Origin of the sequence: Streptomyces sp. Y20, assembly GCF_043195475.1 — a bacterium.
Lineage (GTDB): Bacteria > Actinomycetota > Actinomycetes > Streptomycetales > Streptomycetaceae > Streptomyces.
The window spans coordinates 1,046,232-1,069,184 of record NZ_JBIDDP010000001.1 but is presented as its reverse complement, the minus strand read 5'-3'; the positions used below and the strand labels follow the sequence as shown (position 1 = coordinate 1,069,184).

Below are 22,953 nucleotides of genomic sequence, written 5' to 3'. Positions count from 1 at the left end.
GGGGCATCCCGGGTGCGCGGGGCCCGCGCACCCCGGGGGGTCGAGGACATGAAGGGCGTCAGCAACAGCCGCTACGGCGGACCCGAGGTGCAGTGCTGGAGGTCGAGCGCGGCGAGACCGTCCTGGTGCACGCGGCGGCCGGCGGGGTCGGCTCGCTCGCGGTCCGGCTCGCCGCCCGCACCGGCGCCCGGGTGATCGGTACCGCCGGCGAGCACCACCACGACTTCGTCCGCGGCCTCGGCGGCGAGCCGGTGACGTACGGCGGGGGCCCGGCCGAACGGGTGCGCGGGCTCGCCCCGCAGGCGTGGACGCGGTCTTCGACACCATCGGCGGGGACACGCCGAGGACCTCCGCCCACCTGCTCGCTCCCGAGGGCCGGCTCGCGTCCGTCGCCGACCCGGCGGTGGTGGGCTACGGCGGCCGGTACGCCTTCGTCCGCCCGGACACCGAGGGCCTCACCGCGCTCGCCGCGTCGGCCGGACGGGGAGTCCTCTCCGTCCACGTCCAGGGGACGCTCCCACTGGAGCGCGCGGCGGACGCCCACCGGCTGAGCGAGCGGGGCCGCACCCGCGGCAAGATCGTTGTCACCGTCGGCCAGGACACCGGCGCGGGCGGCGCCTAACGGGCGGGGCCGAGCACCAGCACGGCCGCGCACACCGCCGTCGCCACCGCGCACAGCACCGCCGCCCCCGCGTGGCGGGGGGCCAGCACGGGCGGCGGGGTGCCGGCGGACAGCGCACGGATGCGCTGGTGGGCCACCCACACGAAGGCCAGCCACAGCCCGCAGCACACCGCGCACACGACGAGCGCGCCGGAGCCGGCGCCGGCGCGCAGAGCCGACTTCACGGCGAACACGGCGGCCACGGCCGCCGACAGCGTCGTACGCCGCCAGGCCAGCCGGGTGCGCTCGGGCTGGAGCCCCGGATCCCGGCCGGCCGCGGCCGCCGTCACGTCTCCCACCCGACCAGCACCACCACGACCATCGCCACGGCCACCACCGCGACGACCAGGCTCAGCAGCACCGGGAACCGGGAGGCGGGCAGGTCCTCGCCGCGCCGCATCGCCCGCTCGCAGCGCACCCAGTGATTCACCGCCCGCAGCGAGCACAGCACCCCGGCGCCCAGCAGCGCGAGCGCGAGACCGGCCCGCCACGCCCAGCGCAGGTCCGGCAGGAACTGGTCCACCGCGAATCCACCGCCGATCAGCGCGAGCGCGGTCCGCAGCCAGGCGAGGAAGGTGCGCTCGTTGGCCAGCGAGAACCGGTAGTCGGGCGTGCCGCCTTCGTCCCGCACCTGTTCCGGCGCGAACCACAGCCGGATGTTCCGTACGAACTCGATCACGTGGCCGACCCTACCGGCGGCTCACCGGCCCGCCCGGAACGCCTTCAGACGCTCGTACGCCGCGAGCCCGTCCGGCACCCACTCCCACTCGGTGAGCCGCCGCCCGACCTCCTCCTCGGTGAGGAAAGCGTGCCACTGGACCTCCTCGGCCTGGGGCCGTACGGGCAGATCGCAGCGCACCTCGTACACCGCGGACCACCAGCTCTTCCCGGCGCCGTCGTCGTACAGGAACGTGAACAGGTGAGCCGGCCGGGGCAGCCCGCCGACGCCCAGCTCCTCCTCGGCCTCGCGCAGCGCCGCCGCGTCGTAGGACTCGCCCGCGCCGACCACCCCGCCGACGAACATGTCGTACCGGGACGGGAACACCAGTTTGGTGGCCGTGCGCCGGTGCACGAAGAGCCGTCCGTCCGCGTCCCGGGCCTGGACGAACACACAACGGTGGCGCAGCCCGCGGGCGTACGCCTCGCCGCGCGGGCACTGAGCGACGACCCGGTCGTGCTCGTCGACGATGTCGAGGATCTCGTCAGCGGGATTCATGCCCCTCATCCAATCAGGGCGGCGACTTCAGCGGCGCTGGAGGTCGCGGGCCGACGGCTCCGCCCGTGCGGGGCCGCACGGCATCGCCGGGTGCAGCCCCAGCAGCACGATGCCCGCGACCACGGCCGCCAGCCCGGCCGCCTCCCAGGCGAGCGCCCCGGTGTCGGTGCGCAGCCGGTCACCGAGGAAGCCCACCCCGCACAGGATCCCGGCGAGCGGCTCGGCCGCGGTCAGCGCGGGCAGCGACATGCGCAGGGGGGCCGTCTCGAACGCGCTCTGCACCAGGACCAGCCCGGTGATCCCGCACGCCAGCACGCCGTACGGCTGCCAGCCCGTGAACAGCTCGGTGAGTCCGCCGTCGGCGAAGCGCGTGCCGCTCACCCGGGTCAGCGCGTCCTGGATGCCGTACAGCAGGCCGGCGGCGGTGGCCAGCAGCACCGGGCCCCAGCTCATCCGGGAGCGCTTGGCGTACGCCGTCAGGATCAGCGCCACGCCGGCCACGGCCCCGATGATCAGCCAGTGCCGCAGCGGATCGGCGACCGCCGTGCCGGCGCGCGGCTCGCCCGCCAGGAGGAACGCGCTCACCCCGCCCGCGAGCAGCAGCAGCCCGGCCCAGCCCTGACGGCCGAGGGACTGTCCGGCGCGGTACCGGGAGAGGGCGAGGGCGAACAGCAGGTTGGTCGCGAGCAGCGGCTCGACCAGCGAGACCTCACCCTTGCCGAGGGCGACCGCGCCCAGCACCATGCCGGCCACCATCAGACCGAGACCGCCCAGCCAGCGCGGCATCCGCATCAGGTCGAGCAGCAGCCGGAAGGACAGGAAGTCGCTGAGCGGTGCCTGCTGGGCCGCGCTCTGCTGGAGTACGAATCCGAAGCCCAGACAACAGGCCGCGCTCACGGCGAGGACGAGAACCAGAACCGACACGCTGTGTACCTCATCATCCGGCCGGACCACGGGCGCGTAGTGGCCGACTGTAGCGTTCCCGGGACGGCATTGCCCCGGAAGCACCCGAAAACGGGCGGTTGACTCGCCATGGTCCGATGCCGGGGCGTCCCGCGCCATGGCGTACGCCACACCGGGGCGCCACGCGTTCCGCACAGCCCGTGGCATACGCCACAGGGAAGCCCGCCGACCGCGGCGGCGGACCCCCGGCCACCTGCGCCGGTCATGCCAAGTTCCGTTCCCGGCGCGGCTGTTGAAGTGCGGAGCATCAGGGTTCCGCTTGACGCGAGTCACGGCTGCGGGTTTGCTGTGCGTGATCGGTCGATGGCAGCCCGAGAAAACAGGAAGTCCCCCGGTGCCCCCTCTCCCGCCCGCGCCCGGCCTGCGCCGGGTCCTCACGGACGCGTCCGGCGACCTTGCCGGGGACGCCACCGCTGCCTTCGACGAGGACCTCGGCGACGCCGGACTCCGCACCGCACGGACCGCCCTGGCCCAGGGCCGCCGACAGGCCGCCCGCTCCCTGCTGATCCGCACCGGCGACGACTGGGACCGCCGCGGCCACCGCCTCACCGTCCTCGCCCGGGACCCCCGCGCCGCCGACCGGGCCGGTGACTGGCTGGCCGCCGAACCCGGGTCCGCCGACGCCGCCACCCTCCTCGCCCTGGCCCTCGTCCACCGCGCCGTGCGCGGCAGGGACGAACCCGACCGGGCCCGCGAGGCCTGCGACACGGCCGCCGCGCTCGCCCCGGCCGACCCCACGCCCTGGCTCGGCCGGCTGCTGCTGGCCCGCGCCCTCGGCTCCGACCGCGAGCTGCTCGGCACCTTCGCCGAGCTGCGCCGCCGCCACCCCGAGCACCACCACGCCCACCACCTGCTGATCGCCCGCCTCGCCGAACGGCCCGCGGGCGGCCGGCCGGAGGCCCACGAGGTGTACGACGTCGCCGAACTGGCCGCCGCCGAGGCCCCCGCCGACTGCCCCCTCGCCGTGCTGCCCGTCGTCGCCTACGCCGAGCGCTACCGGGTCCTGGCCGCCACCGGCCTCACCCCCGCCGACCCTGCCGCCTCCGGGCACTGGTCCGGCCCACGGGCCCGGCGCATCCTGCGCACCTGCTTCGACTGGTGGCTGGAGTGGGAGCACGACGACCACCCGCGCCGCCACCTCGACCTCAACCACCTCGCCCTCGCCCTGTCCTGCGCCGGCCGCCCGGCCGAGGCGGCGGCGCTCTTCCAGCGCATCGGCCGGCACGCCACCCGGGCACCCTGGTCCTACGTCCACCGCGACCCCTGGACGGCCTTCCGCACGGCCCGCGGCCACGCGCTCGGCCGGTAAGACACGCGCTCGGCCGGTAAGAAGAGATGACGAAAGTCTGACCGATGACCCGGATCCCTGGTCCCGCGGAGCCGCGAGTGCTCGAATGGGCCACGTGAACCCTGACCAGCCCGAGGAGCGGGACGGCCGGCCGGTCGGCCGCCGTATCTTCCTCGGCACCCTCGGCCTCGGCGCGCTCGGCGTCCTCGGCGCGCCCGTGCTGCAACGCGGTACGGAGGGCTTCCTCGCAGGTGTCGCGGGCAAGGATCCCACGGGCCTGACGGGGTTGCTGCCCAACGGCGGCGGATTCCGGTACTACTCCGTCGCCGCCTCCGTCCCGCGGCCCGGCGCCACCGCCTACCGCCTCACCGTCGACGGCCTGGTCGACCGCCCGCACAGCTACACCCTCGCCGAACTGCGCGCCCTGCCGCAGACCCGGCTGGTCAAGGACGTCCAGTGCGTCACCGGCTGGCGGGTTCCCGGCACGCCCTTCGAGGGCGTACGCCTCTCCCGGCTGCTGGACGCCGCCGGCGTCCACCCCTCCGCCCGAGCCGTCCGCTTCACCTGCTTCGACGGCACCTACACCGAGAGCCTCACCCTGGCGCAGGCCCGCCGCCCGGACGTCCTGGCCGCCCTGCGCATGCAGGACCACGACCTCGGCCACGACCACGGCGGCCCCGTCCGCCTCTACGTGGCGCCCATGTACTTCTACAAGTCGGCCAAGTGGCTCTCCGGCATCACGGTCACGGACCGCGTCCGGCCCGGCTACTGGGAGGACCTGGGCTACGACGTCGACGCCTGGGTGGGCCGCTCGAACGGACGCACCGATGCGCCTACCGACTGACGCCCCGGCCCCGCCGGGCACCCGCGTCCACCGCTTCACCCCGGCCGAGCGCCGGGTGCACCGCGGCACCGCCGCGCTGATGGGGCTGTGCGTGCTGACGGCCGCCGTCCTCTACATCCCGCAGCTGGCGATCCTGGTCGGCCGCCGTGAACTGGTCGTCCGCGTCCACGAGTGCGCGGGCCTCGCCCTGCCGGTCCCGGTCCTGCTGGGCCTCGCCTCCCGCGCCTTCCGCGCCGACCTGCGCTTCCTCAACCGCTTCGGCCCGCACGACCGGCTCTGGCTGCGCACCGCCCTGCGCCGCGCCACCCGGCACGCCCCGCGTCCGGCCGGCAAGTTCAACGCCGGCCAGAAGGTCTACGCCGCCTGGATCGCCGGCGCCACCCTCGTCATGCTCGGCACCGGTCTGATGATGTGGTTCACCCACCTCACCCCGCTGATGTGGCGCACGTCGGCCACCTTCGTGCACGACTGGCTGGCCCTGGCGACCGGCGTGGTCCTGGCCGGCCACATCGGCATGGCCCTCGGGGACCCGGAGGCGCGCAAGGGCCTGCGCACGGGGACGGTGAGCGAGGAGTGGGCCCGGCGGGAGCATCCGCTGTGGCGCCCCTGACCGGGCCGGCCCGGCCCCGCTGACCGTTCCTCGCCCCGGCAGCCGGGGACGGCTAGACCACGAGGGACAGCAGCAGGACCAGGCCGCCGCCGACCACCGAGATGATCGTCTCCATCACCGACCACGTCTTGAGGGTCTGCCCGACGCTCAGCCCGAAGTACTCCTTCACCAGCCAGAAACCGGCGTCGTTGACCTGGCTGAAGAAGAGCGAGCCCGCGCCGATGGCGAGGACGAGGAGGGCGGTGTGCGTGGTCGACATGTCGGCCGCGAGGGGCGCGACCAGGCCGGCCGCCGAGACCGTCGCCACCGTCGCCGAGCCGGTCGCCAGCCGGATCGCCACCGCGATCAGCCAGCCCAGCAGCAGCGCCGGGATCGACCAGTCCCTGGAGATGTCCAGGATCATCTGGCCCACCCCGGAGTCGATCAGCGTCTGCTTGAAGCCGCCGCCCGCGCCGACGATCAGCAGGATGCCGGCGATGGGCATGAGGCCCTTGTCGACGGTCCGCTGCAAACGGTCCCTGGTGAACCCTGCCGGCCGGCCCAGCGTGAAGAAGCCGACGAGCACGGCGGCGAGCAGAGCGATCAGCGGTGAACCGACGATGTCGAAGACCCGCTGGGTCCGGTCCGTGGTGTCGTCCACGACGATGTCCACCAGCGCCTTGGCCAGCATCAGCACCACCGGCAGCAGCACGGTCGCGAGCGTCGCGCCGAAACCGGGGCGGCGCTCCAGCTCGTCCGTCGCGCGCGTCGGCAGCATCCGGTCCGGCGCCGGCACGTCCACCCAGCGGGCCGCGACCTTCGAGAACAGCGGACCGGCGATGATCACCGTCGGTATGGCGACGAGGATGCCGAACGCCAGGGTCACGCCCAGGTTGGCGTGCAGCGCGTCGATCGCGACCAGCGGGCCGGGGTGCGGCGGGATCAGGCCGTGCATCACGGACAGACCGGCCAGCGCCGGGATGCCGATGCGCATCAGGGAGTAGTTGCCGCGCCTGGCGACCATCAGCACGACCGGGATCAGCAGCACGATGCCGACCTCGAAGAACAGTGGCAGACCGATCACCGAGGCGATCAGCACCATCGCCCAGGGCATCGCGCGCCCGCCCGCCCTGTCGAGGATCGTGTCGACGAGTTGGTCGGCGCCGCCGGAGTCGGCGAGCAGCTTGCCCAGGATCGCCCCGAGCGCGATCAGGACGCCGACGCCGGCCACGGTGGTGCCGAGCCCGATGGTGAAGCTGGTGATGGCCTTGTCGAGCGGCGCTCCGGCGACCGCCCCGAGCACCAGCGACCCGATGGTCAGGGCCAGGAACGCGTGGAGCTTGTACTTGGTGATGAGCAGGACGATCGCGGCGATGCCCACCAGGACGGCGATGCCCAGCTGGGCGTGTCCGGCGGAGGTGATCGGCGGAGGCGCGTCCGCTGCCAGCATCTCGACGCTGAGTCTGGTCACGGGGGTTCCCTTGCGGTTACGGAAAGGTGTTCGGGTGCTAGGCGGATGCGGCGGGAAGGGCGTCCAGCGCCCGCACGGCGCGCTCGGTGATCTCCTGCGGGCTGCCGGCGACGTCCACGGCGACTCCCGGCTCGTCCGGCTCCAGGGGCTGGAGCGTCGCGAACTGGGAGTCCAGCAGCGCGGTGGGCATGAAATGGCCCTGCCGCCCGGACATCCGCTCCTCGATCAGCTGCCGGTCCCCGGTGAGGTGCAGGAACACGACCCCGGGGGCCACCGCCCTGAGCCGGTCGCGGTACGACCGCTTCAGCGCGGAACTGCTGACCACTCCGCCCAGCCCGGCCCGGCCGTGCGCCCAGTGCCCGATGGCGTCCAGCCACGGCCACCGGTCGGCGTCCTCGAGCGGGATCCCGGCCGACATCCTGTCGATGTTGGCCTGCGGGTGGAAGTCGTCACCCTCGGCGTACGGGACGCCCAGCCGCGCGGCGAGCAGAGGACCGATCGTGGTCTTGCCCGTCCCCGCGACGCCCATCACGACGACGACCTGGGGGCTTCGCATCACTGCCTCGCTGTCTTCCTCGACATCCGACGCCCCTGCGGCGTCGCCACACTGAAACCCATTAGGTACGACGAATTCAAGACTGTGTGACATATAAGTCTGACTTTTTGTCCCCGTGATCCAGGCCGTACGCTGAGTGCATGAGCACACCGGGCCGGGGCCTGCACGGCCGTGTACTGGACACTCTCGGCCCCGCGATCACGGCGGGCGAGTACCCGCCGGGCAGCGTTCTGCGCACGGACGAGCTCGCACAGGACTTCGAGGTGTCACGCTCCGTGATGCGCGAGGCGGTCCGCGTCCTGGAGTCCATGCACCTGGTCGCGTCCCGCCGCCGGGTCGGCGTCACGGTCCGCCCGAAGGCCGAGTGGAACGTGTACGACCCCCAGGTCATCCGCTGGCGCCTCGCGGGCGCCGACCGCCCGCACCAGCTGCGCTCCCTGACCGTGCTGCGCTCCGCGGTCGAACCCGTCGCCGCCGGCCTCGCCGCCCGGCACGCCACGGCCGGGCAGTGCGCGGAACTCACCGAGTGCGCCCTCGGCATGGTGGCCAACTCCCGCGGCCACCGCCTGGACCAGTACCTGATCCACGACGTCGCCTTCCACCGGGTCGTCCTCATCGCCTCCGGCAACGAGATGTTCGCCCGCCTCGGCGACGTCGTGGCGGAGGTGCTGGCCGGACGCACCCATCACGAGGTCATGTTCGAGGACCCCGACCCGGCGGCCGTCACCCTGCACGTGCGGGTCGCGGAGGCGGTCCGCGCGGGCGACGCGGTCCGCGCCGAGGAGCTGACCCGGCAGATCACCGTGGGCGCCCTCCAGGAACTGGACATCCTGGCGCCCTGAACCGCGCCGTTCCGCCGGAGGGGGATACCGTCCGCGGCGCCTTGCCGGGGCCGCGGCCGGCGCGGCCGTCCCAGGCCGCCTACTCGTCCGGGAAGTCGCCGTCCACGTACACCCACGCCCCGTCCACCCGCTCGAACCGGCTGCGTTCCAGCAGCGAGCCGCCCCGGTAGGAGGCGCGGAAGGTCACCGTGCCCGTCGTGTGGAAGGCCGACCCGCCGGTGGAGCCGAGGACCTCGAGCCCCGTCCACCGCGTCCGCGGATCGAGGTCGAGCCGCTCCGGCCGGGTCCGGGGATGCCAGGTGCGCAGCAGGTAGTCGTTGTCGCCCCGCACGAACGCGCTGTACCGCGACCGCATCAGCAGCTCCGCCGTCGGCGCCGCGGCGGGGCCGGAGTGGAAGCGGCCGCAGCAGGCCTCGTAGGACATGGGGAGCCCGCAGGGGCACGTGCGCGAGGTCATGACCCACATTCTGCCCGCGGCCGGGCGGCGTCCGCCCGCGCGGGGGTGCACAGTGGAAGGGGCCCACCGGCGCTCCACCGGGCCGCGGCGCGCAGGGAGGAGAGACGGACGATGACCCGACCCCCCGGCAGCCGTCCTCCCGCCATCAGGGAGTGGCGGCTGAACCTCTATCTGTCCGAGCGCGATCCGGACACCACGGCCCGGATCGTCCTGGACACCGGCGACAGCGTCCTGGAGATCCGCGCGGAGGCCCGCCGCAGCCCCTACGACCCGGCGATGCCGGACATCGGCGACGAACTCGCCGCCGGCCGCGCCCTGATCGCCCTGGGCCGCATGCTGCTGCGCGCCGCCGACGGTGACCTGAGGGCGACGGGGGCCACCGGCACCGACGCCGCCCTGGCGCCGCTCTGGCTGACCCGTGAGTGACCGGGAGCCCCCCCGCCGGGGGCGACGCGAAAGGCCCCCGCGTCGCGGGGGCCCTGCTGGTGTCCGAGGGGGGACTTGAACCCCCACGCCCGATAAAGGGCACTAGCACCTCAAGCTAGCGCGTCTGCCATTCCGCCACCCGGACAAGGTGTCTGTCGTACGGGATTTCCCTTTGGTCGGGATTTTCCTCGCGGCGACGAAGGAAACATTACCAGGCTTTCCGGGGTGGCCGATCACCCCCTTCCCCGGCGCGTACCCCGGCGGCTCGCCCGTGAACGGCGTGTGACGGGCCCGGCCCCGTCTTGGGCCCGGGGTGCGCCCGGAGAGAGGATGAGAGGGACCCAGCAGTGACAGCGGGAGGATGCAGCGTGAGCGAGACGGACACGGCCAGGAGCGTCACCGGTGAGGACGAGGTCGTGGACCTCTGCCGCGAGCTGATCCGGTTCGACACCAGCAACTACGGCGACCACTCCGGACCCGGCGAGCGCAAGGCCGCCGAGTGGGTCGCGGGGAAGCTCGCCGAGGTCGGGCTGGAACCGGAGATCTACGAGTCGCACCCCGGCCGCGCCTCCACGGTGGCCCGCATCGAGGGCGAGGACCCGTCCCGGCCCGCGCTGCTGATCCACGGCCACCTGGACGTCGTACCGGCCAACGCCGACGACTGGACCCACCACCCCTTCTCCGGCGAGATCGCCGACGGGTGCGTGTGGGGGCGCGGGGGCGTCGACATGAAGGACATGGACGCCATGACGCTGGCGGTCGTGCGGGACCGGCTGCGCAGCGGGCGCCGGCCGCCGCGGGACATCGTGGTCGCCTTCCTCGCCGACGAGGAGGCGGGCGGCACGTACGGCGCCCGCTACCTGGTCGACCACCACCCCGAGCTGTTCGAGGGCGTCACGGAGGCGATCAGCGAGGTCGGCGGTTTCTCCTTCACCGTGAACGAGCAGCGGCGGCTCTACCTGATCCAGACGGCCGAGAAGGGCATGCACTGGATGAAGCTCACGGTGGCCGGGACCGCCGGGCACGGATCGATGATCCACCGCGACAACGCGATCACGGAGCTGTCCGAGGCCGTCGCCCGCGTCGGCCGGCACAAGTTCCCGGTGCGCGTCACCAAGACCACCCGGGCCTTCCTGGACGAACTGGGCGACGCGCTCGGCACCCAGCTGGACCCGGAGGACATGGAGTCCACCCTCGCCCGGCTCGGCGGCATCGCCAAGCTGATCGGCGCGACCCTCAGCAACACCGCCAACCCCACCCAGCTGAACGCCGGCTACAAGGTCAACGTCATCCCGGGCGAGGCCACCGCGCACATCGACGGCCGGTTCCTGCCCGGCCACGAGGAGGAGTTCCTGAGCGACCTCGACCGGCTGCTCGGGCCGCACGTCCGCCGCGAGGACGTGCACGCCGACAAGGCGGTCGAGACCGGCTTCGACGGCGCCCTGGTCGAGGCCATGCAGTCCGCGCTGCTCGCCGAGGACCCCACGGCCAAGGCCATCCCGTACATGCTCTCCGGCGGCACCGACGCCAAGTCCTTCGACGACCTCGGCATCCGCGGCTTCGGCTTCGCGCCCCTGAAGCTGCCGCCGGAGCTGGACTTCGCGGGCATGTTCCACGGCGTGGACGAACGGGTACCGGTGGACGGGCTGCGGTTCGGCGTCCGCGTGCTGGACCGGTTCATCGACGCGTCCTGAGGCCGCCTGCCCCGGACGGCCGGGCACACGATCGGGCAGCCGTGCGAGATCGCCCGAGAGGGTGAATGCGACGATAGGTTCGTAGCTTCATCAGTCCCTCCTCGTTACCGCTGATGTGACCTCGCACCTTGGGGTCGCACTGCCAACTAGGAGGAATAATGATCAAGAAGGTCGTCGCCGCCGCGGCTGCCACCGGTGGGCTGCTCCTCGCGGGCGCGGGCCTCGCCGCCGCCGACGCCGGTGCCCAGGGTACCGCCGTGGGTTCCCCGGGCGTGGTCTCGGGCAACGTCATCCAGGTGCCCGTGCACGTCCCGGTGAATGTGTGCGGCAACACGATCAATGTGATCGGGCTCCTGAACCCCGCCTTCGGCAACGCCTGCCTCAACAAGTGAGGCGGGCTCCCCGCGGGACATCCCTCCCGAGGGGGCCTCTTTCCTGAGCGGTCGGCCGTCCGTCCTCGACGGGGCCGGTCCTTCACCATCGAAGGCAGGGGGGAATTCCAGCATGCGATACAGCACGCGCAAAGGCCTGATGACCATGGCCGCCGCGACCGGCGTGCTCGCCGCCGCGAGCGGCTACGCACACGCCGACTCGACCGCCGCCGGCACCGCCGCCGGCTCGCCCGGCGTACTGTCCGGCAACACGGTGCAGGTACCGGTACACGTCCCGGTGAACGTCTGCGGCGACACGGTCGACGTCATCGGGCTCCTCAACCCGTCGGCGGGCAACGCCTGCGCCCAGCGCGGCGGCACCTCGGCGGAGCGCCACAGCGGCTCCGGCGGCTCGCACGCGGGCGGCGCGAGCGCCGGCTCGCCGGGCGTCGGCTCCGGCAACACCGTGCAGGTGCCGATCGACGTCCCGGTGAGCGTGTGCGGCGACAGCGTCGACGTCATCGGGGCGGGCAACGCCACCGCGGGCGACGACTGCGGCAACGGCGGCGGGCACTCCGCGCCGCCGCCGGGCGGTGGACACGGCAACCCGCCCGGGAAGCCGGTCACACCCGGCCACCCGGCCCGACCCGGTCACCGGATCCACCCCGAACACCCTGGTGATTCCGGTCACTCCGCCCACCGGCAGGCCTCGCGGCACCAGGCCCAGTGGACGGGTCGCGCCGACCGGCCCCCGACCACCGCCCAGCTCGCCCACACCGGCAACGGCATGCCGCTCGGCCTCGCGCTGCCGGCCGCCGGGGGCGCGCTGCTCGCGGGCGCCCTGCTCTACCGCAAGGCGCGGTCCGCGGCGTAACCGACACACCCGGCACGAAGGCGGCACGGCCCCCGGCAGGGCGGTGATCGCCCGGGAGAACGGAGCGGGCCCTGCCATGCCGGCGGGGCCCGCTCCGTTCAGTTGTCCCGCGTCACCACGTGGCACGCACCTGGCGGATGATCCGCCGGCGCAACCGCACCCTGCGGCTGCCGTCGCGCAGCAGGCTCAGTCGGTCCAACTCCCAGTGTCCGTACTCGGCATGGTCGGTCAGCAGACGTGTCGCCTCCTTGCGGGAGACCCCGCGAGGCACGTACACGTCGACAAATTCGTATTCCGGCATCGCATCTATTGTGCGGGCTGGTGCCCGGTACGGATAGCGTCTGCACTATGTCTGATGCTGCGCAGCCCACCGCTGCCGAGGTACGCGCCGCCGCCGAGGCGGTCAAGACCGCGCTCGACCGCCATCTGGCTGCGGTCGAACGCCGGTCGGGGGAGGACGACCCGGCCGTCTCCGAGGCGTTCAACCAGCTGGCCGCTGCCGCCGAGGTGTACGACGAGCTGCTCTACGACCGCTACGACGAGGTCACGCCCTTCGAGATCCCCGGCGCGGAGGACGCCCTGCCGCCGTACGCCGGACCCGACGAACCGAACGCGATCAGTGTGCTGATCCGCCGCGACTACACCGTGGCGGAACCGCCGCGGCTGCTCGCCCAGGCCCAGCGGATCGAGGCGGCGGAGTACGACGGCGGCGTGGACGACGACGGGGCCGCCCGCTCCGTCCCCGGAGCGCTCGGCATCCTCTTCGGCGAGTTCGAACCGGACGAGATCGCCTCCCGGCACAAGGAGTTCGGCCTGGAGGAGGGCGACTCCACGCTGTGGGTCACCGCCGCGGAGGAACCACCCGAGGCCGGGGAGTGGCTGGAGGCGCCGTTCGAGCACTTCGACCCGCAGCAGGTGGTGTGCCGCTTCGACGTGAGCGCGGTGTTCGACGACGAGGCCTCCGACATCGAGGACGACGACATCGACTTCGTCGAGGAGGACCACGAGGGCGAGGACGGCGACGAGGACGAGCTGGAGCCGCTCGACGCCGAGAAGTGAGCGGCGTGGCGGCGCCGCGGGGGGCCGGGCCCCCTACGGCGCCGCCGGTTCCCCCCGCGCGCTGACCGTCCGCGCCGCGGACCCGGGCGAGGGGGTCAGGGCGTCGGGGTCTGTGTCCGCAGCAGGGCCCGCAGCCGGGTCGTGCGGGGTTTGGCGGCAATTTCCGCGACCGCCTTCGGCAGCGCCTGGTCCACGCCGTGCACCACGGACAGATGCCGGTCCGCCCGCCCGAACGCGGTGTACACCCATGGTCTGCTGAGAGCCTGCGCGGCGTCGCCGGGCAGCACCACGACCGCCGCCGGCCAGCGCGCGCCCACCGCCTGGTGCGCGGTCAGCGCCCAGCCGTGCCGCACACCGCTCTCCACCCGCTCCCGGGGTACGACGACGGGGGCGCCCGCGCACGACAGGTGCAGTCCGTCGGCGTCGGCCCTCACCACCACGCCCGGCACCGTACGGCCCGGCGCGGGGGAGTAGGCGACCCGGTCACCGGGGTCGAAGCCGCCGAACCGCCCGGGGCCGGGGTTGAGCCGTTCCTTCAGCGCGGAGTTGAGGGCACGGGTGCCCGCTGCGCCTCCGTGGCCCGGGGTGATCACCACGGTCTGGTCGGCCGGCACGCCGATCGCCCGCGGCACCGAGTCCGCGACCAGCTGCACGGTCCGGTGCACGGCCTCGCCGGCGTCCCGCACCGGCACGATCACGACCTCCTTGCCCGGGGCGGCGACCTGGTTCAGCTCGCCGACGCCGATGCCGGACACCAGCTCCCCGAGCGGACCCGGGTCCGGCACGCGGGACACGGTGTGCGGGCAGACGCGGGCCGCGAGCAGGTCCGCGAAGACCCGGCCCGGACCGGCCGACCACAGGACCGACGGGTCTCCGCTCAGCACCAGCCGGGCCCCGTCGGGCAGCGACTCCACCAGCATCGCGGCGGCCTCCACGTCGAGCTGGGGTGCGTCCAGCACGATCAGCAGGTCGAGTTCGAGGGCGCCCTCCGCGTCCCGGCCCGGCCCCTCGTCGCCGGACAGCAGACCGGCGACCGTGCCCACCCCCTGCTCCGCCGGGCCGCCACCCAGCGACGCGGCCAGGCGCCGGCAGCCGTCGGGCGTGTGGCAGACGGCGAAGGCCCGCAGTCCCGCGGCGGTGGCGGCACCGAGCAGCGCGGCCGGTTCGGCGCGGGCCGCCTCCCCGCCGGTGTGCAGCACCAGGCCGTGCCCGGCGACCGCGCGGGCCAGCTCGGCCGCACCGCCGGACACCCCGGAGGCGGCCGCCTCCCAGGCCTGACCGGGATCCGGCGACCGGGAGTCGACCAGCCGGGCCAGGCCGTCGGCGAGGCTCTCCTCGGCCATGGCGTAGCGCTCCAGGCCGGCCAGGACCCGGACCGGCCGCTCCTGCTCCTCCTCGCTGTCCCGGGGGTCGGGGGCGCCGGTCTCCTCCAGGGCGTCCTGGAACACCAGGGCCTCGCCCTCGGCGAGCGCGCTCTGCACCGCCGCGTCCGCGTCCGGCACCGCCTGCCGGGTCAGTGCCGCGGTGAGCGTGGGCAGTTCCAGGGCGGTGTGCCCGGCCAGGGCCGCCTGTTCCAGCAGCCAGACGGTCAGCGCGCGGCCGCGCCGTTCGTCGTCGGGGCCGCATGCGGCGCCGAGCAGTGCCCGCGCGAACCCGTCGGCCTGCTCCGGCCGGACACCGCCGACCCGGAGCAGCTGCCAGGGGTCCTCCCGGAGCGTGGTGCCGGCGTCCTCGCCGAGCGCCGCGGCCACCTGCGGGGCCAGGCCGTCGGGCGCGCCGCCCTCGGTCAGTACCCGGCGCACGGCCTCCACGGCCTCCGGAGCGGGAGCACCGGGCGCGGCCACGGCTGGGGCCGGCTGGGGCCTGCGCACGGGCTCCGGTGCGGGGCGGCGCGGTGCCGGTGCGGACTCGGCGAACACCGCGGCCACCGGCTTCTCACCGCTCTCCACGGCCCGTACCGCCGCGAGCAGGTCGGCCGCCTTGCCGCTGAGCTTGGCCCCGGCAGCGACCGGGCCTGCCTTCTCGGCCTTGCGCCGCTCGATCCGCTCCCGCTCGATCCGCTGCGCGGCCAACTCGGCCTCCGCCTCGGACACCCCGCCCGCGGCGCCGCCGCCGCCCTCGGTGTCCACGCCGCCCGCTGGACCGGCCTCCGCCGCGGCCTCCCCGCCGCCGTCGGCACCGGCCGGCACGGGCGCTTCCACGCCGGACTCGGCGCCGGACTCGGCAGAAGCTTCCTCACGGCCCGAGGAGCGCGGGGAGCCCGGGGAGGCCGGGGAGGCCAGGGCGTCGTCCCTCGCCGGGGCCCCCGTACGCTCCTCTGAAGCGGCGGAGCCAGAGGCCCCGGCCTCCGCACCCCTCCCGGAACCTGCGTCCGCCGCGCCCCCGGCACCCTCCACGCCGCCCGCGCCCCCCTCAGCCCGAGCCTGAGCGCCCCCGGCCTCTTCGGCGTGCCCGGTGCCGTCCCGGTCCTCCGTGGTGGCCCGGCCGGCCGGGTCGCCCGTGCTCCCGGCCGGGGCGGCTCCCGTGTCCGGTGTCCCCGGCCCGGCTTTCTCCGTGGTCTCCGGCTCCGTGCTCACAGCGTGCTCCAGTCGTGATCGGGATAGCGGTGCACGGGCGCCGACACATCGTCCAGCGCCCGGCAGATCTCGTCAGGAAGACTAAGGGCCTCCACTGACAGCGCGGCCGCGAGCTGCTGCCCGTTGCGCGCGCCGACGATCGGCGCGGCCACCCCGGGCCGGTCCCGGATCCAGGCGAGGGCCACCTGGAGCGGGGTGACGGCGAGACCGTCCGCGGCCGTGGTCACCGCGTCCACGATGCGGGTCGCCGTGTCGTCCAGGTACGGCTCGACGAACGGCGCCAGATGCTCGGAGGCACCGCGGGAGTCCTGGGGTGTGCTGTGCCGGTACTTGCCGGTCAGCACGCCCCGGCCCAGCGGGGAGGACGGCAGCAGGCCGACGCCGAGGTCGAGCGCGGCGGGCAGCACCTCGCGCTCCACGCCCCGCTGGAGCAGCGAGTACTCCATCTGCGTGCTGGCCAGCCGGGTGCGCGTGCCCGGCGCCGCGAGCTGCCAGGTGGCGGCCTTGGCCAGCTGCCAGCCGCAGAAGTTGGACACCCCCGCATACCGGGCGCGGCCGGTGCTCACCGCGAGGTCGAGAGCCTGGAGGGTCTCCTCCAGCGGGGTGTCGGGGTCGTAGGCGTGGACGTGCCACACGTCGACGTACTCCGTGCCCAGGCGGGCCAGGGAGGCGTCGAGCGCGGCGAGCAGATGGCCCCGGGAACCGTCGAAACGACGGTCGGGATCGGGGACGCTGCCCGCCTTGGTGGAGATGACCAGGTCGCGGCGCGCCACCAGTTTCTCCATGAGCTGCCCGAGCAGGTACTCCGCCTCCCCGTCGCCGTACACGTCCGCAGTGTCGACGAGGGTGCCGCCGGCCTCCCAGAACGCCTTCAGCATGTCCGCGGCGTCGTGCTCGTCGGTGCCCCGGCCCCAGGTGAGGGTGCCGAGTCCGATGCGGGACACGCGAAGGCCGGTCCGGCCGAGATGCCTCTGCTCCATGCCCGCGACATTACTGGCCGCGCCCGCTGCCGTGGGTTGCCTGTGGATAACGTCCCGGGCCCCGGGCGAACGACCCGGTCGCGCCCGGTGTGCGGGCTCCGGCGGCCCGCCGCGCGCCGCTTCGGCCGTCCCGCCGCCGGCGCCCCGCCCGCCCCGCGCGCCGCGCGATCCACCCGGCTGTCCCCGGCCACGCCCTGCTCCCGGCGCCCGGTCCCGCGCTAAGGTCTGCGCACAGGGACGTTACTCATCGGTAAGGGGAATCGCGCATGCAGCTCGGGATCAACCTCGGCTACTGGGGTGCCGGAATGGACGGCGACAATCTGGCCGTGGCGCAGGAGGCCGACCGGCTGGGCTACTCCGTGTGCTGGGCCGCCGAGGCGTACGGCTCCGACGCGGCGACGGTGCTCAGCTGGGTCGCCGCGCAGACCGAGCGCATCGACGTCGGCTCGGCCATCTTCCAGATCCCGGCCCGCCAGCCCGCGATGACGGCGATGACCGCGGCCACGCTGGACTCCCTGTCCGGCGGCCGGTTCCGCCTCGGCCTCGGCGTCTCCGGCCCCCAGGTCTCCGAGGGCTGGTACGGCGTCAAGTTCGACAAGCCGCTGGCCCGCACCCGCGAGTACGTGGAGATCGTCCGCCGGGCGATGACCCGGGAGCGGCTGACGTACGAGGGCGAGCACTGGACGCTGCCGCTGCCCGGCGGCCCGGGCAAGCCGATCAAGCTGACCGTGCACCCGCAGCGTGAGCACATCCCGCTGTACATCGCCGCGATCGGTCCGAAGAACCTGGAGCAGACCGGCGAGATCGCCGACGGCGCGCTGCTGATCTTCCCCTCCGCCGAGCACCTGGAGGAGACCACGGTCGCATACCTGCGCGCGGGCCGGGAGAAGGCCGGCCTCACTCTCGACGGGTTCGACGTGTGCCCGACCCTGCCGATCGCCCTCGGCGACGACAAGGACGTGTCCCGGCTCGCCGACACCTTCCGCCCGTACACCGCGCTGTACGTCGGCGGCATGGGCAGCCCGAAGCAGAACTTCTACAACCAGCTCGCCCAGCGCATGGGATACGAGAAGGAGGCGGCCGAGATCCAGCGGAAGTACCTCTCCGGGGACAAGCAGGGCGCCGCCGCCGCGGTCCCGCAGGAGCTCGTCGACAGCACCACGCTGCTCGGTTCCGTCGACCGCATCGCCGACCGGATGAAGGCCTACGCCGCCGCCGGGGTCACCACCCTCAGCCTGGCCCCGGCCGGCTTCACGCTGGACGAGCGGCTCGCGTCCCTGCGGGCCGGCAGCGAGGCCCTGGAGCGCGCCGGGCTCGCGTAGAAGAAGTTCAGCGGCCGTGGTGGGGGCTCGGGGGTCTTCCCCGCCACGGCCGTCACCCGGAACAACGCGTCCGGCGCCGAGCGGTTACGACTCCGGTGGCCCTTCTTCCGGCCGATCCGGTCCGCACACCGGTCCGGCATGACTCCCGCCCGGCCTCACAGCCAGCCGCGCCGCTTGAACAGCCGGTACAGCACCGTCTCCAGGACCGCCATCACCACGATCACCACGGGGTACGACCACACCCAGTGCAGCTCCGGCATGTGGTCGAAGTTCATGCCGTAGATGCCCGCGATCATCGTCGGGACCGCTGCCATCGCCGCCCACGCGGAGATCTTCCGCATGTCGTCGTTCTGCCGCACACTCATCTGCGCCAGATGAGCCGACAGGATGTCCGACACCAGCCGGTCCAGGGCCTCCACGGACTCGTTCACGCGCGTGAGGTGGTCGCCCACGTCCCGGAAGAACGGTCGCGCCTTGTCGTGCACGAACGGCACCCCACCGCCGGTCGGGCCGTTGCCGGACAGCCGGGACAGCGGCAGCGCCAGCGGCCCGGTGGCCCGCCGGAACTCAAGGACCTGCCGCTTGAAGGTGTAGATCCGGGACGCGATGTTGCGCGACCCCCCGATGTCCGGCCGGAACACCTCCGCCTCCAGCTCGTCCAGGTCGGTCTGCAGCTCCGTCGCCACTTCCAGATAGTGGTCGACGGTGGCGTCCGCGATCGCGTACAGGACCGAGGTGGGGCCCTTGTCGAGCAGCTCGGGCTCCTCCTCCAGCCGGTGCCGCACGGCGGCCAGCGGGGCGCCCTCGCCGTGCCGTACGGTCACCACGAAGCAGTCACCGATGAAGATCATCACCTCGCCGGCCGAGACGGCGTCGCTGCTGGGCTCGTACACGACCGGTTTCAGCACCAGGAACAGCGAGTCGTCGTACACCTCCAGCTTGGGCCGCTGATGGGCCTTGAGGGCGTCCTCCACGGCCAGCGGATGCAGTCCGAACTCCCTGGTGACCAGGTCGAACTCCCGCTCGGACGGTTCGTGCAGCCCGATCCATACGAAGCCGCCCGCCGCCCTCGCCTCGGCGAGCGCGTCGGACAGGTCCTCCGGGCCCTCGGTACGGTGCCCCTGCCGGTAGATGGCGCAGTCCACGATCACGCGGAGCATTCTCCCTTCGGCCGATCATCGGCACATCACGTGATGCGCCTACCCTGTCCGCATGCCCACGCTGATCCTCGTAAGGCACGGACGTTCCACTGCCAACACCTCTGGCCTCCTCGCCGGCTGGACGCCCGGCGTCGCCCTGGACGAGCGCGGCATCGCGCAGGCCGCCGCGCTGCCCGGCCGGCTCGCCGGCCTGCCGCTCCGCGAAGTGGTCGTCAGCCCGCTCCAGCGCTGCCAGGAGACCGTGCGGCCGCTGCTCGACGCCCGCCCGGAGCTGCGCGCCCACACCGACGAGCGGATCGGTGAGTGCCACTACGGGGACTGGACCGGCCGCAAGCTCGCCGAACTGACGGACGAGCCGCTGATGGAGGTCGTCCAAACCCACCCGTCCGCCGCCGCCTTCCCCGGCGGTGAGTCGATGCGGTCCATGCAGACCCGCGCCGCCGAGGCCGTACGCGAGTGGAACGCGCGCGTGGAGCGCGATCACGGCGCTGACGCCGTCTACCTCATGTGCTCCCACGGCGACATCATCAAGTCGCTCGTCGCCGACGCCCTGGGGCTCCATCTCGACCTCTTCCAGCGGGTTTCCGTCGAGCCGTGTTCCGTCACCGCGATCCGCTACACCCGCCTGCGGCCGTTCCTCGTCCGCCTCGGCGACACCGGGGATTTCGCTTCGCTCGTCCCGCGCGAGGAACACGGCGAGGGCGACGCACCGGTCGGGGGTGGTGCGGGCGCACCGTGATCGTCGGCCGCAGTAGGGTGAAGCGGTCCGCACGGGCCGCGCATCCGCGAACAGCCGTGAACCCGAATGACCCGCACCGCACCTCTCGAATCAATGGAGACAGGACGTGTCCCGTCAGGTGTTCCTCTACGACCAGCCGGACCGCTTCGTGGCCGGCACGGTCGGACTGCCCGGGCGCCGTACGTTCTTCCTCCAGGCCACCGCAGGCCCCCGGGTGACCAGCGTGGTCCTGGAGAAGACCCAGGTCGCCGCGCTCGCCGAGCGCATGGACGAACTGCTCGACGAGGTCGTACGGCGCAGTGGCGGCAGCGCCGCCGTGCCCGCCGTGGCGCCCTCGGAGATCAGCGACACCGCCCCGCTGGAGAGCCCCGTCGAGGAGGAGTTCCGCGTCGGCACCATGGCGCTGGCCTGGGACGGCGAGGACCAGCGCATGATCGTCGAGGCGCAGGCTCTGGTCGAGCTGGACGCCGACACCGAGGAGGACCTCGCCGAGGCCGAGGAGCGGCTGCTCCAGGACGAGGAGAACGGGCCCCCGATGCTGCGGGTCCGGCTGACCGGAGCGCAGGCCCGGGCCTTCGCCAAGCGCGCCCTCGACATCGTCAACGCCGGACGGCCGCCGTGCCCGCTGTGCAGCCTCCCGCTCGATCCGGAAGGACACGTATGTCCGCGCCAGAACGGATACCGCCGCGGAGCGTGACGGCGGACCCGAACCCCGCCGAGCTGCTCGCGCGCGGTGAGCTGACCGTGCGCGGGCGCATCCGCGAGGCGTCCAACGCGGCGCTGTTCTGCACGGTCGCCCTGGACGGCCGGGAAGCCTCCTGCGTGTACAAGCCGGTGGCGGGGGAGAGGCCCCTGTGGGACTTCCCCGACGGCCACCTCGCCGGCCGTGAGGTGGCCGCCTACGAGGTCTCCGAGGCCACCGGCTGGGGGCTCGTGCCGCCGACCGTGCTGCGCGACGGACCGTACGGCGAGGGCATGTGCCAGCTCTGGATCGACGTCAGCCCCGAGGCGGAGCTGCTCGCCCTGGTGGACGGCGAGGAACCGGAGCCGGGCTGGAAGGCGATCGGGTTCGCCGAGGTCGGTGAGGGACGCACCGCGCTGCTGGTGCACGCCGACGACGAGCGGCTGCGCCGGCTCGCCGTCCTCGACGCGGTGATCAACAACGCCGACCGCAAGGGCGGCCATCTGCTGCCCACCGCCGACGGGCGGCTCTACGGTATCGACCACGGCGTCACCTTCAACGTCGAGAACAAGCTGCGCACGCTGCTGTGGGGCTGGGCCGGGGAACCCCTGACCGCGGAGGCCGTCGGTGTCCTCAAGGGGCTGCGGGACGCCCTGGACGGGCCGCTGGGCGAGCGGCTGGGCGGGCTGGTCACGAAGGCCGAGACGGACGCCACGCGCGCGCGTGTCGAAGCGCTGCTCGCCTCGGGCCTGCACCCGGAGCCGAGCGGGGAGTGGCCGGCGATCCCCTGGCCGCCCGTGTGAGGGCCGCGCCCGTGCGGGTCAGCACATTCGGCGCCGAGACGCAAGAGCGCGGAACCGGCCGTCCGGCCCGATCTCGTTCGTACGCGCAGCTCTACGCCGGTTAGGCTCATGTACATGCATGCCTGGCCCGCTTCCGAGGTCCCCGCCCTGCCTGGTCAGGGCCGCGACCTGAGGATCCACGACACCGCGACCGGCGGTCCGGTCACCCTCGACCCCGGTCCCGTCGCCCGAATCTATGTCTGCGGCATCACCCCGTACGACGCGACCCACATGGGTCACGCGGCGACCTACAACGCGTTCGACCTCGTCCAGCGCGTGTGGCTCGACACCAAGCGGCAGGTCCACTACGTCCAGAACGTCACCGACGTCGACGATCCGCTGCTGGAGCGCGCGGAGCGGGACGGCGTCGACTGGGTCGCCCTCGCCGAGAAGGAGACGGCCCTCTTCCGCGAGGACATGACCGCCCTGCGGATGCTCCCGCCGCGGCACTACATAGGCGCCGTCGAGGCGATACCCGGCATCGTGCCGCTGGTGGAACGACTGCGCGACCTCGGCGCGGCCTACGAGCTCGACGGGGACGTCTACTTCTCCGTCGAGTCCGACCCGCACTTCGGCACGGTCTCGAACCTGGACGCCGCCGCCATGCGGCTGCTGTCCGCCGAGCGCGGCGGCGACCCGGACCGTCCGGGCAAGAAGAACCCACTGGACCCGATGCTGTGGTCGGCGGCCCGGCCCGGCGAGCCCAGCTGGGACGGCGGCACCCTCGGCCGGGGCCGGCCCGGCTGGCACATCGAGTGCGTGGCCATCGCCCTCGACCACCTCGGCATGGGCTTCGACGTCCAGGGCGGCGGCTCAGACCTGGCCTTCCCGCACCACGAGATGGGCGCCTCGCACGCCCAGGTGCTCACCGGCGAGTTCCCGATGGCCCGGGCGTACGTGCACGCCGGCATGGTCGCCCTGGACGGCGAGAAGATGTCCAAGTCCAAGGGGAACCTGGTGTTCATCTCGCGGCTGCGCCGCGACGGCGTCGACCCGGCGGCGATCCGGCTCGCGCTGCTGGCCCACCACTACCGTGCCGACTGGGAGTGGACCGACCAGGTCCTCCAGGACGCCGTGGCCCGTCTCGGCCGCTGGCGCGCGGCCGTCTCCCGGCCCGACGGCCCGTCCGCCGACGCGCTCGTGGAGGAGATCCGCGAGGCACTGGCCGACGACCTGGACGCACCGGCCGCGCTCGCCGCGGTGGACCGCTGGGCGGCCCGGCAGGAGCGGGACGGCGGCACCGACCCCGGCGCCCCCGGCCTGACCTCCCGAGCCGTCGACGCACTGCTCGGCGTGGCGCTCTAGAAAGTGCCCCTGCGGCCGCTCACGCCCGCGCGAGCG

General features: G+C 73.7%; 25 protein-coding genes, 1 tRNA gene and 1 pseudogene. 15 read left to right on the top strand and 12 right to left on the bottom strand.

What is annotated here, in order from left to right:
- Positions 1-95: 95 nt before the first annotated feature.
- A pseudogene (locus ACGFT1_RS04660) lies at positions 96-622 on the top strand (zinc-binding dehydrogenase); the annotation flags it as partial.
- Here ACGFT1_RS04660 and ACGFT1_RS04655 read toward each other — a convergent pair.
- Genes ACGFT1_RS04655 through ACGFT1_RS04640 form a run of 4 tightly spaced genes read right to left on the bottom strand, consistent with a single transcriptional unit; the run spans position 619 to position 2,801 of the window.
- Positions 619-951 carry a DUF202 domain-containing protein gene (locus ACGFT1_RS04655; protein WP_373907666.1) on the bottom strand — a complete coding sequence of 111 codons (333 nt, stop codon included), beginning with the start codon at positions 949-951 and terminating at the stop codon, positions 619-621. The pseudogene ACGFT1_RS04660 and the gene ACGFT1_RS04655 overlap by 4 nt on opposite strands.
- Positions 948-1,340 (bottom strand): YidH family protein, encoded by a 393-nt coding sequence (locus ACGFT1_RS04650; RefSeq protein WP_373907527.1) that lies wholly within the window; start codon positions 1,338-1,340, stop codon positions 948-950. The genes ACGFT1_RS04655 and ACGFT1_RS04650 overlap by 4 nt, the downstream gene beginning before the upstream one ends.
- Positions 1,341-1,361: 21 nt before the next feature.
- Positions 1,362-1,877, bottom strand: a complete 516-nt coding sequence (locus ACGFT1_RS04645) for an NUDIX domain-containing protein (protein ID WP_373907526.1) — start codon at positions 1,875-1,877, stop codon at positions 1,362-1,364.
- Positions 1,878-1,904: 27 nt separating this feature from the next.
- Positions 1,905-2,801 (bottom strand): DMT family transporter, encoded by an 897-nt coding sequence (locus tag ACGFT1_RS04640; protein WP_373907525.1) that lies wholly within the window; start codon positions 2,799-2,801, stop codon positions 1,905-1,907.
- Positions 2,802-3,174: 373 nt separating this feature from the next.
- On the opposite strand from ACGFT1_RS04640, the gene ACGFT1_RS04635 reads away from it, so the two are divergent.
- The 3 genes from ACGFT1_RS04635 (at position 3,175) to ACGFT1_RS04625 (ending at position 5,582) form a co-directional block, all read left to right on the top strand.
- Positions 3,175-4,149 carry a hypothetical protein gene (locus tag ACGFT1_RS04635; RefSeq protein WP_373907524.1) on the top strand — a complete coding sequence of 325 codons (975 nt, stop codon included), beginning with the start codon at positions 3,175-3,177 and terminating at the stop codon, positions 4,147-4,149.
- A gap of 85 nt (positions 4,150-4,234) precedes the next feature.
- Positions 4,235-4,972 (top strand): molybdopterin-dependent oxidoreductase, encoded by a 738-nt coding sequence (locus ACGFT1_RS04630; protein WP_373907523.1) that lies wholly within the window; start codon positions 4,235-4,237, stop codon positions 4,970-4,972.
- The gene (locus ACGFT1_RS04625) at positions 4,956-5,582 is read left to right on the top strand and encodes a cytochrome b/b6 domain-containing protein (protein ID WP_373907522.1); all 627 of its coding nucleotides are present in this window, start codon (positions 4,956-4,958) and stop codon (positions 5,580-5,582) included. The genes ACGFT1_RS04630 and ACGFT1_RS04625 overlap by 17 nt, the downstream gene beginning before the upstream one ends.
- A gap of 52 nt (positions 5,583-5,634) precedes the next feature.
- Here the strand turns inward: ACGFT1_RS04625 and ACGFT1_RS04620 are convergent, their stop codons facing one another.
- Positions 5,635-7,032 (bottom strand): GntP family permease, encoded by a 1,398-nt coding sequence (locus ACGFT1_RS04620; RefSeq protein WP_373907521.1) that lies wholly within the window; start codon positions 7,030-7,032, stop codon positions 5,635-5,637.
- A gap of 37 nt (positions 7,033-7,069) precedes the next feature.
- Complete coding sequence (locus ACGFT1_RS04615) at positions 7,070-7,588, bottom strand: gluconokinase (protein ID WP_373907520.1); 519 nt, start codon at positions 7,586-7,588, stop codon at positions 7,070-7,072.
- A gap of 140 nt (positions 7,589-7,728) precedes the next feature.
- On the opposite strand from ACGFT1_RS04615, the gene ACGFT1_RS04610 reads away from it, so the two are divergent.
- A complete protein-coding gene (locus ACGFT1_RS04610; protein ID WP_373907519.1) occupies positions 7,729-8,430 on the top strand; it encodes a FadR/GntR family transcriptional regulator in 702 nt (233 codons plus the stop codon).
- Positions 8,431-8,509: 79 nt separating this feature from the next.
- Here the strand turns inward: ACGFT1_RS04610 and ACGFT1_RS04605 are convergent, their stop codons facing one another.
- Positions 8,510-8,887 carry a YchJ family protein gene (locus ACGFT1_RS04605; RefSeq protein ID WP_373907518.1) on the bottom strand — a complete coding sequence of 126 codons (378 nt, stop codon included), beginning with the start codon at positions 8,885-8,887 and terminating at the stop codon, positions 8,510-8,512.
- A gap of 111 nt (positions 8,888-8,998) precedes the next feature.
- Between ACGFT1_RS04605 and ACGFT1_RS04600 the strand changes: the two genes are divergently transcribed.
- Positions 8,999-9,313, top strand: a complete 315-nt coding sequence (locus ACGFT1_RS04600) for a dsRBD fold-containing protein (protein ID WP_373907517.1) — start codon at positions 8,999-9,001, stop codon at positions 9,311-9,313.
- Between the two features lie 57 nt (positions 9,314-9,370).
- Here ACGFT1_RS04600 and ACGFT1_RS04595 read toward each other — a convergent pair.
- Positions 9,371-9,458: transfer RNA gene (locus ACGFT1_RS04595), tRNA-Leu, on the bottom strand.
- 223 nt (positions 9,459-9,681) lie between these two features.
- Between ACGFT1_RS04595 and ACGFT1_RS04590 the strand changes: the two genes are divergently transcribed.
- The 3 genes from ACGFT1_RS04590 to ACGFT1_RS04580 all read left to right on the top strand — a co-directional run bounded on the left by ACGFT1_RS04590 (position 9,682) and on the right by ACGFT1_RS04580 (position 12,252).
- Complete coding sequence (locus tag ACGFT1_RS04590) at positions 9,682-11,007, top strand: M20/M25/M40 family metallo-hydrolase (RefSeq protein WP_373907516.1); 1,326 nt, start codon at positions 9,682-9,684, stop codon at positions 11,005-11,007.
- 158 nt (positions 11,008-11,165) lie between these two features.
- Entirely contained in the window at positions 11,166-11,399 is a 234-nt protein-coding gene (locus ACGFT1_RS04585; protein WP_373907515.1) for a chaplin, read from the top strand.
- Positions 11,400-11,511: 112 nt separating this feature from the next.
- A complete protein-coding gene (locus ACGFT1_RS04580) occupies positions 11,512-12,252 on the top strand; it encodes a chaplin (RefSeq protein ID WP_373907514.1) in 741 nt (246 codons plus the stop codon).
- Positions 12,253-12,364: 112 nt separating this feature from the next.
- Here the strand turns inward: ACGFT1_RS04580 and ACGFT1_RS04575 are convergent, their stop codons facing one another.
- A complete protein-coding gene (locus ACGFT1_RS04575) occupies positions 12,365-12,553 on the bottom strand; it encodes a DUF5703 family protein (protein ID WP_014671721.1) in 189 nt (62 codons plus the stop codon).
- A gap of 47 nt (positions 12,554-12,600) precedes the next feature.
- Between ACGFT1_RS04575 and ACGFT1_RS04570 the strand changes: the two genes are divergently transcribed.
- Entirely contained in the window at positions 12,601-13,311 is a 711-nt protein-coding gene (locus ACGFT1_RS04570) for a hypothetical protein (RefSeq protein WP_373907513.1), read from the top strand.
- Positions 13,312-13,406: 95 nt separating this feature from the next.
- Here ACGFT1_RS04570 and ACGFT1_RS04565 read toward each other — a convergent pair whose 3' ends face one another.
- Together ACGFT1_RS04565 and ACGFT1_RS04560 are read right to left on the bottom strand one after the other, a co-directional pair.
- Positions 13,407-15,887 carry a helix-hairpin-helix domain-containing protein gene (locus ACGFT1_RS04565; protein WP_373907512.1) on the bottom strand — a complete coding sequence of 827 codons (2,481 nt, stop codon included), beginning with the start codon at positions 15,885-15,887 and terminating at the stop codon, positions 13,407-13,409.
- Entirely contained in the window at positions 15,884-16,867 is a 984-nt protein-coding gene (locus tag ACGFT1_RS04560; protein WP_373907511.1) for an aldo/keto reductase, read from the bottom strand. The genes ACGFT1_RS04565 and ACGFT1_RS04560 overlap by 4 nt, the downstream gene beginning before the upstream one ends.
- 266 nt (positions 16,868-17,133) lie before the next feature.
- On the opposite strand from ACGFT1_RS04560, the gene ACGFT1_RS04555 reads away from it, so the two are divergent.
- Positions 17,134-18,189: an LLM class F420-dependent oxidoreductase gene (locus ACGFT1_RS04555; protein WP_373907510.1), complete on the top strand. Its 1,056-nt coding sequence runs from the start codon at positions 17,134-17,136 to the stop codon at positions 18,187-18,189.
- A gap of 155 nt (positions 18,190-18,344) precedes the next feature.
- On the opposite strand, the gene corA is transcribed toward ACGFT1_RS04555, so the two are convergent.
- On the bottom strand, positions 18,345-19,340 hold the full coding sequence (corA, locus tag ACGFT1_RS04550) for a magnesium/cobalt transporter CorA (RefSeq protein ID WP_373907509.1): 996 nt from the start codon (positions 19,338-19,340) through the stop codon (positions 18,345-18,347).
- Positions 19,341-19,401: 61 nt separating this feature from the next.
- Between corA and ACGFT1_RS04545 the strand changes: the two genes are divergently transcribed.
- The 4 genes from ACGFT1_RS04545 (at position 19,402) to mshC (ending at position 22,917) form a co-directional block, all read left to right on the top strand.
- A complete protein-coding gene (locus tag ACGFT1_RS04545) occupies positions 19,402-20,088 on the top strand; it encodes a histidine phosphatase family protein (protein WP_373907508.1) in 687 nt (228 codons plus the stop codon).
- 106 nt (positions 20,089-20,194) lie between these two features.
- A complete protein-coding gene (locus ACGFT1_RS04540) occupies positions 20,195-20,785 on the top strand; it encodes a DUF3090 domain-containing protein (protein WP_373907507.1) in 591 nt (196 codons plus the stop codon).
- Positions 20,749-21,573, top strand: coding sequence for an SCO1664 family protein (locus tag ACGFT1_RS04535; protein ID WP_373907506.1), 825 nt, complete (start codon positions 20,749-20,751; stop codon positions 21,571-21,573). Before ACGFT1_RS04540 ends, ACGFT1_RS04535 begins: the two co-directional genes overlap by 37 nt.
- A gap of 114 nt (positions 21,574-21,687) precedes the next feature.
- Entirely contained in the window at positions 21,688-22,917 is a 1,230-nt protein-coding gene (gene mshC, locus ACGFT1_RS04530) for a cysteine--1-D-myo-inosityl 2-amino-2-deoxy-alpha-D-glucopyranoside ligase (protein WP_373907505.1), read from the top strand.
- The last annotated feature ends 36 nt before the right edge of the window (positions 22,918-22,953 follow it).

What these genes read in the sequence shown, in the direction of transcription:
- ACGFT1_RS04615 (WP_373907520.1), bottom strand. Translation starts at nt 7,588, where the DNA reads ATGCGAAGCCCCCAGGTCGTCGTCGTGATGGGCGTCGCGGGGACGGGC.
- ACGFT1_RS04545 (WP_373907508.1), top strand. Translation starts at nt 19,402, where the DNA reads ATGCCCACGCTGATCCTCGTAAGGCACGGACGTTCCACTGCCAACACC.
- ACGFT1_RS04560 (WP_373907511.1), bottom strand. Translation starts at nt 16,867, where the DNA reads ATGGAGCAGAGGCATCTCGGCCGGACCGGCCTTCGCGTGTCCCGCATC.
- ACGFT1_RS04570 (WP_373907513.1), top strand. Translation starts at nt 12,601, where the DNA reads ATGTCTGATGCTGCGCAGCCCACCGCTGCCGAGGTACGCGCCGCCGCC.
- ACGFT1_RS04610 (WP_373907519.1), top strand. Translation starts at nt 7,729, where the DNA reads ATGAGCACACCGGGCCGGGGCCTGCACGGCCGTGTACTGGACACTCTC.
- ACGFT1_RS04605 (WP_373907518.1), bottom strand. Translation starts at nt 8,887, where the DNA reads ATGACCTCGCGCACGTGCCCCTGCGGGCTCCCCATGTCCTACGAGGCC.
- ACGFT1_RS04585 (WP_373907515.1), top strand. Translation starts at nt 11,166, where the DNA reads ATGATCAAGAAGGTCGTCGCCGCCGCGGCTGCCACCGGTGGGCTGCTC.
- ACGFT1_RS04580 (WP_373907514.1), top strand. Translation starts at nt 11,512, where the DNA reads ATGCGATACAGCACGCGCAAAGGCCTGATGACCATGGCCGCCGCGACC.
- mshC (WP_373907505.1), top strand. Translation starts at nt 21,688, where the DNA reads ATGCATGCCTGGCCCGCTTCCGAGGTCCCCGCCCTGCCTGGTCAGGGC.
- ACGFT1_RS04630 (WP_373907523.1), top strand. Translation starts at nt 4,235, where the DNA reads ATGGGCCACGTGAACCCTGACCAGCCCGAGGAGCGGGACGGCCGGCCG.
- ACGFT1_RS04600 (WP_373907517.1), top strand. Translation starts at nt 8,999, where the DNA reads ATGACCCGACCCCCCGGCAGCCGTCCTCCCGCCATCAGGGAGTGGCGG.
- ACGFT1_RS04575 (WP_014671721.1), bottom strand. Translation starts at nt 12,553, where the DNA reads ATGCCGGAATACGAATTTGTCGACGTGTACGTGCCTCGCGGGGTCTCC.
- ACGFT1_RS04625 (WP_373907522.1), top strand. Translation starts at nt 4,956, where the DNA reads ATGCGCCTACCGACTGACGCCCCGGCCCCGCCGGGCACCCGCGTCCAC.
- ACGFT1_RS04645 (WP_373907526.1), bottom strand. Translation starts at nt 1,877, where the DNA reads ATGAATCCCGCTGACGAGATCCTCGACATCGTCGACGAGCACGACCGG.
- ACGFT1_RS04555 (WP_373907510.1), top strand. Translation starts at nt 17,134, where the DNA reads ATGCAGCTCGGGATCAACCTCGGCTACTGGGGTGCCGGAATGGACGGC.
- ACGFT1_RS04535 (WP_373907506.1), top strand. Translation starts at nt 20,749, where the DNA reads ATGTCCGCGCCAGAACGGATACCGCCGCGGAGCGTGACGGCGGACCCG.